Genomic DNA, 13,404 nt, shown 5'->3' on the forward strand with positions numbered 1-13,404 from the left:
ATTACTTGTGTGAACTAAATCAATCTCTAAGTTTCAACATCCCCAGATCGATATATTGTCCAACATTCATCATGTCTTGTTTCGTTAAATACGGGATTTCTGCTAATTTGGGTGCAGAGATATGGTGCTCTAAAAATTGAATATTCTCTTCATAAAACTCAAAACTAGGATCAACCGTATTAGCAACCCACCCCAAGACTTCCAGACCCTCATTTTTAATCGACTCTATTGTTAGCATCGCATGATTTAGGCACCCTAACCGGATACCGATGACAACAATAACCGGTAACTTTTGCTTATTAACCCACGTAGATAAAAACTCATTATCTGAAATAGGCACTTTCCAACCACCAGCCCCTTCAACCACAACAATGTCAGACTTTCGTTGATGCTGCTCTAAGTTTTTATCTAATACATCAAAATCAATAGTGATTGACTCACGCTTAGCCGCGATATGCGGCGATGTAGGCAAAACTAAAGCAAAGGGATTAATCTCCGTATACGTTAAGTCTACATTCGACACTTGTTGTAAGGCAGTGGCATCCTCATTAATCATCCCTTGCTCGGTATTTTCACAGCCTGCAGCAATCGGTTTAAATCCAGAGACTCGATAATTAAGCTTAACTAGAGCCATAATTAATGCTCGAGATACCAGCGTTTTTCCCACTTCGGTATCAGTTCCAGTAATAAAGATACATTGGCTCACTTGGTTATTTCTCCTAAACAAACTTGATAAGTGGCAGGTAACTCGCCATGCGGTGTTTTAAAACGTTGATACGCTCTGTCTACTTGTAATAGTGACTTAGGTTTGGTTAAGCCATGAGAACGCCCTGAAACATGGGTTGCGCCAATGCCTTTTAAATCTTTCATTAACGCCATTGCAGAGGTGTACCAAAGCGTGATCTCAATTGTATTAAATTGCGTATCCCTAGCCCCTGATTGAGCGACTGCAGATTCTAACTTTTCAATAAGATGAAATTGATTCACATGCTGAGAGTGGCTATCTACTTGTTGCCAAGCCATTTGTAGTTCAATTAATGATCCATCTAGAAGCGTTGAATAGACCAGTTGACCTTGTGGTTTTAATACCCTAACGAGGGAGGACATTAAGCCATCCAACTGAGTACACCATTGCATAGCAAGACTTGAAAAAATCAAATCAAAACTGTGTGGCTCAAACGGTAATTGTTCAGCATCTCCTTTGACGTAATTGACCGATAAATTCGCACAGCGAGACTGACATTCGATTAACATCGCTTCCGATAAATCAAAAGCCGTTACCGTAGCACCACGCAATGCGAGTAATTCGGTAAAGTAACCAGTACCACAACCAAGGTCTAGCACTTCCAAACCAGAGAGATCTCTCGGCAACTTATCCATTAAAAGTTGCCCAACCTGTCTTTGAAAGGCCGCATGTTGATCATAGGTTTTCGCCGCTTTACTAAATGCTTGCTCAACTGCAATTTTATTCATCAGCGTAGGCTCTCTATCGGATACGTACATCAATAACGCCCTCTCGAACTCACTTTTCTTTCGTGGCCTGATTGATAATATTGAGTAATGCCTCGGACGAGTGCTGAAATTTGCTGTTCTGAGTGACTCGTATTCAATGTAATTCTTAACCTTGCTGCATTAGCCGGTACCGTAGGTGGACGGATCGCCCCTACCCATAAACCGCGATGTTTTAAATATTCAGATAAGTCCATGGCTTGCTGGCTCTCACCACATATCCAAGGTTTGATCGCTGTATCAGTGGCTCTATATTCCGAAAAACTTGATAGTGAATCAGCAAAAATTCCCGCTAATTCTACGAGCTTTTCACGCCGCCATTGCTGTTGTTGAGTCATCGAAATCGCATGACTAATTGTATGAGCTTGCGCCGGAGGCATCGCCGTTGAATAAACATAGTGACGAGCAAATTGACTTAAGAAATCCCCCGTATTTTCATCACATAAAATAGCGGCACCAGAAAGCCCCATCGCTTTACCAAAAGTCACAATTAATATATTAGGTTTAATGGCTAAAAGTTCTGTTGTGCCGCCACCCGATTCACCTAATACACCGATACCATGAGCATCATCGATAGCTAACCAAGCTTCATACTTTTGGCATTGATAAGCGAGTTCAGCCAGTGGTGAAATATCACCATCCATACTGAATACACCTTCAGACACGACTAGCTTTGTTTGTGTGTGTGAAAGTGCGGCCAATTTACCGCTCAACGCATTTACATCATTGTGCTTAAATCGAGACATTGAGGCAGGGCAAAGCATCCCAGCTTCGATTAAAGAGGCATGGTTCAATTTATCTTGTATTACGTGGTCATATTTATCTAATAAGGTAAATAACAAGGCTTGATTTGCGCTAAATCCGGAATTGAATAACACCGCTCTTGAATAGCCTAACCACTCACATAATTTTGCTTGTAAGTTTTGATGGGCAATCGATAATCCAGTCACGGCAGGTGAAGCACCACTGCCACAACCATATCGACTAAGACCTTGCTGCCAAACCGAAATTAATTCAGGATCACTAGCCAACCCAAGATAATCATTACTCGAAAAATTGACATACGGCGAAGTGTCAACCACCGAATAAGATTCAGACTGCTCAATCTGATTATTCGTTAAACGCGAAAATACCTGAGTATCTCTTTGTAAGCCTTTTTCACGACGCTCAGTCAAAGCCGCTTGAATCTTTGAATCAAAGGTCATGATTAACTCTGTACTTCATAAAACAAGTCATCTTTATTGGGTCTGGCAGCCACTCGCTCAATGACTTGTCCCATCAAGTCGTTTTCTTGCACCTCATCGGGTTTTTGCTGCACTTCCAAACGATTAATGCCTAGTTTTTTAAACAGTTGCAGATCCGTATCTTCTTCAGGGTTTGGGGTGGTTAGTAACTTACAGCCGTAAAAAATAGAGTTCGCCCCTGCCATGAAACACAACGCCTGCATTTGCTCATTCATATTTTCACGTCCTGCGGATAGGCGTACCGCCGAATGTGGCATCATAATGCGAGCGATAGCGATTAAACGGATAAAATCAAACGGCTCGACATCATCAACATTTTCCATCGGTGTTCCTTTCACTTTCACCAGCATATTGATTGGAACACTTTCTGGATGAGTAGGAAGATTCGCTAATTCAACCAACAACCCAGCCCTATCACTCAGGCTTTCCCCCATGCCAATAATGCCGCCAGAACAGATTTTCATACCAGAGTCCCTAACATGCGACAACGTATCTAAACGGTCTTGGTAAGTTCGAGTGGTGATGATGTTTCCATAAAACTCTGGCGAGGTATCAAGATTGTGATTGTAATAATCAAGACCTGCTGTAGATAAGTCTTTTGCTTGTTCCGCGGTGAGCATACCTAACGTCATACAGGTCTCTAAACCCATCTGCTTCACGCCTTTAATCATTTCCAGCAAATAAGGCATATCACGTGCTTTTGGATTCTTCCATGCCGCTCCCATACAAAACCGAGTTGAACCTGAATTTTTGGCTTTTTCAGCCGCGTCTAAAACACGCTCCACTTCCATTAAACGTTCTTTCTCTACGTCAGTTCGATAATGGGCACTTTGAGGGCAATACTTACAGTCTTCTGGACAAGCACCCGTTTTAATTGACAACAAAGTGCTCACTTGCACATGGTTCACTTGTTGACATTGGCGATGAATAACTTGTGCCTCAAATAATAAATCCATAAAGGGTTTATCTAATAATTCATGTACTTGCTGTACCGTCCAGTTATGCCTTAACTCCACAATTTATCCTTAATTTGAAAACCATTCTTGTTCTGATTGATGTATTTCAACACTACTGATTGAGTTCTTATTGGTTAATAAAAGCTTGGCTAGTCTAATCACGCGATATAACATGTCAACCAAAATTAATATTAAAGGTTTACAATGAGCGCATTTAACAACAAGGAAACAATAAACGACCAAGAACTGGAGTTTGATCGTAACCACATATGGCACCCTTATACGTCGACCGTCACTCCTCTTAAGTGCTATCCCGTAGATAAAGCCGATGGTGTCCATATCAAATTAAGTACAGGCGAAACCTTAATTGATGGCATGTCTTCATGGTGGTCGGCTATCCACGGTTATAATCATCCGGTGTTAAACCAAGCCGCCCATCAACAAATTGATACCATGTCACATGTTATGTTTGGTGGTCTCACTCACCGCCCTGCGATTACACTGTGCCAACATCTTCTAGATATGACGCCTGCAAATCTAGAGCAAGTATTTCTAGCGGACTCAGGCTCTGTCTCAGTTGAAGTGGCGCTAAAAATGGCATTACAGTATTGGCATACCAAACAAGGTTCATCGCTTGAAGGCACTAAACGAGCGAAATTTTTGACCCTATCAGATGGTTATCATGGCGATACATTTGCGGCTATGTCAGTCACCGACCCTGATAACTCGATGCATAAGATGTATAAAGGATTTTTACCTGAGCATATTTTTGCTCAATCACCAAGTTGCTATCAAATAAAGCAAGGTCAATGGCCACCATTTGATCCTGAACATATCTCTGATTTTTCTCAAAAGATCGCAATGCATCATCAAGAGATCGCTGCAGTGATTTTAGAGCCGATAGTTCAAGGCGCAGGGGGCATGCGCATTTACCATCCTGAATTTCTCATCCAAGTTCGCAAGTTGTGCGATCAATATGGTTTACTCTTAATTTTGGATGAAATTGCCACGGGCTTTGGTAGGACAGGAAAACTTTTTGCCTTTGAACATGCAGGCATAGAACCAGATATTTTATGTTTAGGTAAAGCCTTGACCGGTGGTTATATGACGCTATCCGCGACTCTAACCACTAAAAAAATAGCAGATACCGTCTGTAATGGTGAGGCAGGGTGTTTCATGCACGGCCCCACTTTTATGGGAAATCCTTTAGCTTGCGCCGTTGCAAGCGCAAGCTTAGATTTAATAAAGCAAGATGATTGGCAACACCAAGTTGCAACTATCGAATCCATCTTTGAACAAGAGTTACCAAAACTAGAAACCCACCCGCGAGTTAAGCATGCTCGATGGCTCGGCGCTATTGGTGTGATTGAAACGCATCAGCTCGTTAACATGAGCGAGATTCAAGCATTATTTGTCGCAAATGGTGTGTGGATAAGACCCTTTGGCCGTCTCATTTATATGATGCCACCTTTTATTGCAACGCCTGAGCACATCCATGAGCTAATTGGTGCCGTCGCAATAGCGCTCAATAGTGATCACTGTTTTCAAGCTGAGCCACTTTAAACATCAATACTAAAAATACGAAGATCAAGCCGATAACAAATGAAAACTGCAGGTAAAATGCGACTTTGCTTATTCTTTAACAACAAGAGTTTGTGTTAACATTGGCGCCAGTATTTTGCTCAATGGACATTAAGGTTTATTTCATATGTTTAAATGGTTACTTGTTGCTTTATTTTCTTGCTCTTTTTCTGTAATGGCAGCAAACGAAGCGCAACCAGTCAGTAAAGTGACACCACAAGAAATTAACATTGAGACCCACACTAAAAACGGTGACTTGATCTTAGGTGAGAAAGAATGGATCTATATCAAGCCTCTTAATCGCAATGTCTTAGCGCGTGTCGATACGGGCGCAACGTCATCATCAATCAGTGCAATTGATATCAAAACCTACAAAAAAGATGGCAAAAGCTTTGTTGATTTCAAACTTGCTCATAAAAATTGGCAAAGTAAAACCATGACTTATCCGGTAACTCGCTGGGTTGAAGTTGTGCAGTCAACAACAGAAGAACCATCAGCATCACGCCCTGTTATTCAACTCGAAGTTCAGGTTGGCGATCATAAGGCCAAAACCGACTTTACTTTAGCGGACCGTACCCATCTTCAATACCCAGTGTTACTTGGTCGTACTTTTATCGATAATGTTGCAGTGGTCGATGTTTCACATAAATACATTCAACCTCGAGTAAAAGTAGAAAAACCAGCCACGAATACACCGGATAAATCGGCTGAAGAAGAAAAATAAATCTACAAAAAGTCTATAAACCTTAAACGAAAAAACCGAAGCCTTTTAAGCTTCGGTTTTCTATTTTTCTCGTTTCTAAAGTAAAGCAATCAATAGAATATATTCATCGCTTTACTGCCACTAATTAACCACCAATATGAGTCAAACCATTCATATATGGACGCAATACTTGAGGCACTTCTATTCGGCCATCTGCTTGTTGATTGTTTTCAAGAATAGCGACCATAGTACGGCCTACCGCTAAACCTGAACCATTCAACGTATGAAGCAATTCTGGTTTCTTCTCACCTTTACGGCGGAAACGTGCTTGCATACGACGAGCTTGGAAATCACCACAATTAGAGCATGAAGAAATTTCACGGTAAGTTTCTTGTGCTGGAACCCATACTTCTAAATCGTACGTTTTAATGGCGCCAAAGCCCATATCGCCTGTACACAACACGACTTTACGATAAGGCAATTCTAATAGCTGCAATACTTTCTCAGCGTGACCAGTCAGCTCTTCAAGTGCTGCCATTGAATCTTCTGGTTTCACAATTTGCACAAGCTCAACTTTATCAAACTGATGCATACGGATAAGGCCACGAGTGTCACGACCATAAGAACCCGCTTCTGAACGGAAACATGGCGTGTGAGCAGTCATTTTTACAGGAAGGTCAGCCTCATCTGTAATGGTGTCACGCATTAGATTCGTCACCGGTACTTCTGCCGTTGGGATCAATGATAATGTTTTTAGTGGCTCATCACTCACTTGCTCGGTTAGCGGGCGAGTGTGGAATAGGTCTTCACCAAACTTTGGTAACTGGCCAGTACCAAATAAGCTGTCTGAGTTCACTAGGTAAGGAACATACATTTCAGTATATCCGTGTTGTTCCGTATGCAAATCCAGCATAAATTGCGCGATAGCACGATGCAGACGAGCAAATTGGCCTTTCATGACAATAAAACGAGAACCCGTCACTTTTACTGCGCTAGCAAAATCTAAACCATCGCCCATTTCACCCAAATCAACGTGATCTTTTAATTCAAACTCATACGCTTTTGGTTCACCCCAACGAGCAACTTCAACGTTATCATTTTCATCTTTACCATTAGGTACAGAATCATCTGGTAGGTTAGGAACCGATTGAGTGATTTCATCCAATTGGGTTTGCAGCTCAGCTAGCGCCGTTTTTGCTGCATCAAGATCAGCACCAAGGTTGCCGACTTCCGCCATAATACGAGCAGCTTCATCGTGATCACCTTTTGCTTTGGCTTGACCTATCGATTTCGAACGGGAGTTACGCAATGCCTGCAGCTCTTCAGTCTTAATTTGTAAAGACTTACGTTGTTCTTCTAGGCTACGGATGGTGTCTACATCCAACGTGAAGCCACGGCGGGCTAGTTTGGCAGCTGTATTATCCAGCTCAGTTCGAAATAGTTTAGAATCAAGCATTGCTAATCCTGTTGGTCTAAGAGTGATTAAAGCAGCCTATCGCTACTTTTAAGGAAATATATTTTGATGCCTACAATAAGGCAAATGTCATATACCCAAGTAACTTCAAGATGCGAGTTTCAGCAAGAATAAAGCAAGCTTTAGGCAAGACAAATTGAATATGATCATAGTCATTCTACCTCTGTTCAATTTAACGCAGCATAAAGCTTGTTTTAACTTGCCCTTTGAGAGCTTCATCTAAACCTTTATGCCGTGTCAGACTGGTTCGAAAGGTGCTTACATTCCTTCGCCAATCTTCCTTGCCTAAAGGTTTGGATGATAGCTCTGAATCCTGCATCTTGAAGTCATTTGGGTATAATAAAAAGATACCCAAAAAGCACTACTTTTGATAGCGCTTTTGTGGGCTTTTTGCATCTAATTCAGCCAAATACTCTAACTTATCGTTAATTTTACCTTCTAAGCCTCGGTTAGTCGGAAAATAATAGCGAGTATTGGCCATCTCTTCAGGGAAATAATTCTCACCCGCAGCATACGCACCAGGCTCATCATGGGCATAACGATACTCTTGCCCGTACCCCATGTCTTTCATCAAACTTGTCGGTGCATTACGTAAATGTAAAGGCACATCAAATTCTGGTTGATTATGAGCGTCCGTTAAAGCTTGTTTCCAAGCCGTATAAACAGCATTACTTTTCGGAGCGCAAGCTAAGTAGACAATCGCTTGAGCAATCGCTCTTTCGCCTTCTGCTGGCCCAATTCTAGTAAAACAGTCCCAAGCCGAAATGGCGACTTGCATGGCTCGAGGATCCGCATTACCGATATCTTCAGACGCAATCGCGAGTAAACGCCTAACAATATATAAGGGATCGCAGCCCGCTGTCATCATACGTGCCGCCCAATAAAGTGCCGCATCAGGATTTGAGCCTCGAATCGATTTGTGTACCGCAGAGATTAAGTCATACCACATATCACCTTTATTATCGAAACGAGCAACTTTCTCACCTGCCACTTCCGCTAATAAAGCTAAAGTAATCACTTTTTGGTTTTGTGCGTTTTCATCAGCTAAATCGTACAATAACTCAAGATAATTGAGAGACATGCGAGCATCGCCATTCACAAGGTCAACTAAACGCTCAAGCACTTCCTCTTCAAATGTTGCTGCAACTTTACCTAACCCACGCTCTGGATCTTCGATGGCTTGTTTGAGCACTGCCATAATATCGGCATGATCGAGAGAGGTAAGCTTATACACGCGAGCACGAGATAACAGTGCATTATTTAATTCAAAAGAGGGGTTCTCAGTTGTCGCCCCGATAAAGGTGACCGTACCATCTTCAATATGCGGAAGAAATGCATCTTGTTGGCTTTTATTAAATCGGTGTACCTCATCAACAAACAATACGGTTTTACGCCCCGACAGTTTATGCTCACGGGCTTTCTCAATTGCGAGTCGAATATCCTTAACGCCTGAGGTAACGGCTGAAATACGCTCAACTTCTGCATTCGCATAGTTAGCGGCCACTTCAGCGAGCGTGGTTTTGCCCGTTCCGGGTGGTCCCCACAATATCATCGAATGAAGATGACCTGCTTCTAGTGCTCGGCGTAATGGTTTATTTGGCCCGAGAATATGCTGCTGACCACAATAGTGCTCGATCGACACTGGCCGCATGCGAGCGGCCAGTGGGCGAAAGTCTTCATCAGCAGAAAAATCTAAACTAAAATTATTCATTAAAGTTTGCCTGATTATTGACGTTGGTCATCAACCTCAACGCCTTTGGGAACCGTAAAATTAAATAAAGAGGCGACCGGTTTCTTCATAGAAAAGTGAGTAAACTCAAACTGGCTTTTCTGGCCATCTTGTTCAATCACATTAAATTGCTCGACCACACCCTTGGCATTGATTTTAATTTGAAATGTTCCCACCGAGGAATCCGCTGCGGTTGGCTTCAAGGTAAAAGTGTCATTAGATTGAGTAACATTATAGTTTGCCCAATCACTGGCGCGATTACGGGTTAATAATACAAACGGCGTTTGAGCGGTCGCTTGTTCTTGACTTAAGATCGTCACTTGCTCAACAAATGGGCTGTAATACCAAACATTTTTACCATCGGAAACGAGCAGAGTTTCATCTGGCGCGGATGTTTTCCAACGGAATAAACTTGGACGAGAGATATCAGCACTACCTTTACCATCCAGCAATACTTCCCCTTCTGGACTCGTTACTTTCTGTGTGAAGTCGGCACTAAAGCCGTCATTTTTGCTCAAACGCGCGTTCAATTCATCTTTCGGTGCAGCAAAAACACTCGTGCTTGCCAACAGTAATACCAGTAGCCAATTTTTCATATCCATCCTCGACGTTATAAACCTGATTTGAGCAACTCAGTCGTATATCAATAAATAATCTATTAATAATTAGTCAAACTGCTTAATTGGTGGTGGAGCAATTACTTCACGGTTTCCGTTATGCCCCGGTGCACTTACGACACCTTGTGCTTCCAGTTGTTCCACAATTCTTGCGGCACGGTTGTAACCAATTTTAAAGCGGCGTTGAACACCAGACACCGAACCTCGACGAGACTCCGTAACAAATTCAACCACTTGATCGTATAGTGGATCAACATCTTCTTCGCTCTCTAATTGTTCACCTGGTAATAAACTTTCTGCCGTTGGTTCACCATGAACAATTTCATCGATATAAACAGGTTTACCACGTGCTTTCCAATCGTTGACCACCGCGTGTACATCGTCATCAGATGCGAATGCACCATGAACACGAATGGTATGGTTTGAACCCGGAGGAAGGTAAAGCATATCACCCATACCAAGCAGTGATTCTGCGCCACCTTGATCCAAAATGGTTCGAGAATCGGTCTTAGTTGAAACGGTAAACGCAACACGTGTTGGAATGTTGGCCTTAATCAGACCGGTAATAACATCTACCGATGGACGTTGAGTCGCGAGTACTAAGTGAATACCTGCCGCACGTGCTTTTTGAGCCAAACGAGCAATCAGCTCTTCTACCTTCTTACCCACCACCATAATAAGATCAGCAAATTCATCCACGATAACGACGATATATGGTAATTTTTCTAAGCGCGGTGGCATTTCATCCATACTATCACCGGGTTGCCACAGTGGATCATGGATAGGATGGCCCGCATCAGCCGCCATTTTCAGCTTTTCGTTGTAGCCTTTCAGGTTACGGACACCTAATGCTGACATGAGTTTATAGCGACGTTCCATTTCCCCAACACACCAACGCAATGCGTTTGATGCATCTTTCATGTCGGTCACCACTTCTGAAAGCAAGTGAGGGATGCCTTCATAAATCGATAATTCCAACATTTTCGGGTCAATCATAATAAAGCGAACATCTTCTGGGGTTGCTTTATACAAAATACTTAAAATCATCACGTTAACGCCAACGGATTTACCAGAACCCGTCGTACCCGCCACTAATACGTGAGGCATTTTGGCTAAATCGGCAATCACCGCTTCGCCCGCAATATCTTGCCCTAAAACGACCGCAGTTGGAGATTTAGAATTTTGGAACTGTTCGCTACTGATCACATCAGATAAGTACACCGTTTCACGGCTCATGTTTGGTAATTCAAGGCCAACATAAGGTTTACCTGGGATCACTTCTACCACTCGCACTGCCATTGCTGATAATGAGCGTGCAAGGTCCATTGAAAGACCTGAAATGCGGCTAACTTTAACCCCTGGAGCGAGATCCAGTTCAAAACGAGTAATCACTGGACCCGGGAAAATATCCACCACGCGAGCTTCAATTTTATAATCGGCAAGCTTAGATTCAACCAATCGAGCAATCTCTTCTAATGCTTCACGATCAATATGGCTTTCACGTTTTTCAGGGTGATACAGCAACTCTAAGGTTGGCATTGGAGACGTTGGGACAGGCAAATTGACATCTTGCTGAATCAAAAATGGATTTTGTGACGCTAACGCGGTTGCTTGTGCTGTAGCCACCATACTTTGGAAGGCTGCGGCATCCTGATCTTGTACTTGTTCAGACTGAACGGATTCTTGTATAGGCTCAACATGTTGAACTGGCTCAGCGGCAACAGAAGCCGACTCTGCACTTTCTTGAGTATTAGTAGAGAAACTTGCACTTTCTTGAATTGCATCATTACTCTTAGGTTCAGGTTTAACAGAAGGTTGAGTAATCACCGTTGAGCTTTGAGCAAGATCTTCATTATTCACTGATGCGTGAGATTGAGCTGGCTCATGCTTAGCTTGATCTTGAGTTTGTTGTTCAGGAGTTAATTCTATCGCAGTATTGTGTTCTTCTGTGATAAATGCAGCCTGATATTGATCTCGTTGATCTTCTTGGTTCGGCTCATCATCAAGCACAGAGTCAAGATTACCCAAAGATGGTGTATTTTCTTCAAAACCAAGATCATCGATGGCGCTCTCAGACTGATTTGAACTAAGTGCGTCAACATTCGCAGCAGGCAAAGGTTGAGATATCGTTTGTGCTGGAGTACTAGTTTGTTCTTGTTCAACAAAATCATTTTCAGAAGCCGCTTGTTGATCCAGTTCAGCAATCGTTGCACTCGGGTTTTGATAACGGTTTGAAGTATTCGGCACCGATTCTTCTGGAAGTTCTGAAGCAGCGGAGCTCATCACTTCATCATCATTAATATGGTTTACTGGAGCCTGAACAGGAGCCGATTTTGTAAAGGCTGTTCGTTGTGGAGCTGAAGGCGCTGAAAATAGAGGATCATTCAAATCTTCATCATTTAATTCAAGACTTGGATCAATATGTGCTTGTGGTTCAACTTGCGTTTTCTTTGATTCTTTACGAGGAAAATGGATATTGAAACGCGGTTTTTTCTTCTGTTGCTCAGGCTCATCTGCGGGTTCAGCAGCAGATATTTCAGGCACAGCATCGAATGCATCATCTTCGGCAGAATCAAACGATTTTAAAGAAAGAGCATCATTATCGATGCCATCAATCTGCATTTGGCTGAGTTCAGCTTGCTGGTAATGGTTTGCTGATAACGTGGTTGGTTCTGAATGACGTGCACGGTTAAACACACGTTGAGTAAAGCGTAACGCAGCTTGGCCTAGGTGCTCAACAATACTTAACCAAGAAATTCCGGTTAAGAGCGTGAAGCCTGCGCCCCATAAAAACATAAAGACAAGCGTAGAACCTAAAACATTCAATGCAGGAGTGGCAACGGAAGTTAGCACATCTCCGACAACGCCACCTGATGAGAAATACCAAATATCATCAAAGTTAATGTCTGCTAAGCCACAACTGGTCAGTAGCATAATCGTCAAACCAAGTAGACGAGTGCCCCATAATAGAAAATCAATCCCCTCCCCTTCATCGCGAGAACGGAAAAAGGCCCAACTAGCCCCTAGAATAATAAAAGGTAATGGGTAAGCAAATACCCCAAAAGTGAAGAACAAAGTATCCGCGAGCCAAGACCCAATATAGCCACCCGCATTATGGACCGTACCGCCCCATGCAGTTTGCGACCAAGATGGATCGGCTGGATTAAATGAGAAAAGTGCCACCATCATTAAAATGGCAACCAATAAACCAAGAATTAAACCACATTCTTTTAAGCGCTGAGAGCCGTTAAGACGAGGTTTCGCCTTTGATTCTTTCGCTTTGATAATAGTGACGGTTTTCGACTTACTTTGTTTGAAAATATTTTTACTGTACGTAAACAAAACGTTCCCCTATTCCGAGTGGTTAATGGGCGTTTATTCTTATTTTAGACATGCTGTCAAACCTCGTTACTACTTTGAGTAGTAATAAGCTCGAAAGTAGCAAGTCGGTGGCGAAATAAGAATAATTCACTCGGTGGTCCAAAATACGACGAGCGGCCTAGGCCGCTCGGTAGACAACACTCGATTACAATAACCGAAATAGGTGAAAAAACCTATACCCAAACGGCGCCAAGAAGAAGATTTGAACGC

10 protein-coding genes are annotated in these 13,404 nt (G+C 42.6%); 2 read left to right on the plus strand and 8 right to left on the minus strand.

The window, feature by feature from the left end; genetic code table 11:
* Positions 1-19: 19 nt before the first annotated feature.
* The 4 genes from bioD to bioB are packed head-to-tail and all read right to left on the minus strand — an operon-like array spanning position 20 to position 3,769.
* Positions 20-706, minus strand: a complete 687-nt coding sequence (gene bioD, locus VRUMOI_RS07820; RefSeq protein WP_089139696.1) for a dethiobiotin synthase — start codon at positions 704-706, stop codon at positions 20-22.
* A complete protein-coding gene (gene bioC / locus VRUMOI_RS07825) occupies positions 703-1,503 on the minus strand; it encodes a malonyl-ACP O-methyltransferase BioC (RefSeq protein ID WP_089139695.1) in 801 nt (266 codons plus the stop codon). Before bioC ends, bioD begins: the two co-directional genes overlap by 4 nt.
* Positions 1,503-2,717 (minus strand): 8-amino-7-oxononanoate synthase, encoded by a 1,215-nt coding sequence (locus VRUMOI_RS07830; RefSeq protein ID WP_174208811.1) that lies wholly within the window; start codon positions 2,715-2,717, stop codon positions 1,503-1,505. Before VRUMOI_RS07830 ends, bioC begins: the two co-directional genes overlap by 1 nt.
* Positions 2,717-3,769 carry a biotin synthase BioB gene (bioB, locus tag VRUMOI_RS07835; RefSeq protein WP_089139693.1) on the minus strand — a complete coding sequence of 351 codons (1,053 nt, stop codon included), beginning with the start codon at positions 3,767-3,769 and terminating at the stop codon, positions 2,717-2,719. Before bioB ends, VRUMOI_RS07830 begins: the two co-directional genes overlap by 1 nt.
* 144 nt (positions 3,770-3,913) lie before the next feature.
* Here bioB and bioA point away from each other — a divergent pair, with 144 nt between their 5' ends.
* Positions 3,914-5,272, plus strand: coding sequence for an adenosylmethionine--8-amino-7-oxononanoate transaminase (bioA, locus tag VRUMOI_RS07840; protein ID WP_089139692.1), 1,359 nt, complete (start codon positions 3,914-3,916; stop codon positions 5,270-5,272).
* A gap of 145 nt (positions 5,273-5,417) precedes the next feature.
* Positions 5,418-6,014 (plus strand): ATP-dependent zinc protease family protein, encoded by a 597-nt coding sequence (locus VRUMOI_RS07845; protein WP_089139691.1) that lies wholly within the window; start codon positions 5,418-5,420, stop codon positions 6,012-6,014.
* A gap of 124 nt (positions 6,015-6,138) precedes the next feature.
* Here VRUMOI_RS07845 and serS read toward each other — a convergent pair whose 3' ends face one another.
* The 4 genes from serS to VRUMOI_RS07865 form a co-directional block, all read right to left on the minus strand.
* Complete coding sequence (serS, locus tag VRUMOI_RS07850) at positions 6,139-7,449, minus strand: serine--tRNA ligase (protein ID WP_089139690.1); 1,311 nt, start codon at positions 7,447-7,449, stop codon at positions 6,139-6,141.
* Between the two features lie 379 nt (positions 7,450-7,828).
* On the minus strand, positions 7,829-9,178 hold the full coding sequence (locus tag VRUMOI_RS07855) for a replication-associated recombination protein A (protein WP_089139689.1): 1,350 nt from the start codon (positions 9,176-9,178) through the stop codon (positions 7,829-7,831).
* A 14-nt stretch (positions 9,179-9,192) separates the two neighbouring features.
* Positions 9,193-9,792 (minus strand): outer membrane lipoprotein chaperone LolA, encoded by a 600-nt coding sequence (gene lolA / locus VRUMOI_RS07860; protein WP_089139688.1) that lies wholly within the window; start codon positions 9,790-9,792, stop codon positions 9,193-9,195.
* A 69-nt stretch (positions 9,793-9,861) separates the two neighbouring features.
* Entirely contained in the window at positions 9,862-13,134 is a 3,273-nt protein-coding gene (locus VRUMOI_RS07865; RefSeq protein ID WP_089139841.1) for a DNA translocase FtsK 4TM domain-containing protein, read from the minus strand.
* Positions 13,135-13,404: the final 270 nt, after the last annotated feature.

It is taken from the genome of Vibrio rumoiensis, assembly GCF_002218045.2.
Lineage (GTDB): Bacteria > Pseudomonadota > Gammaproteobacteria > Enterobacterales > Vibrionaceae > Vibrio > Vibrio rumoiensis.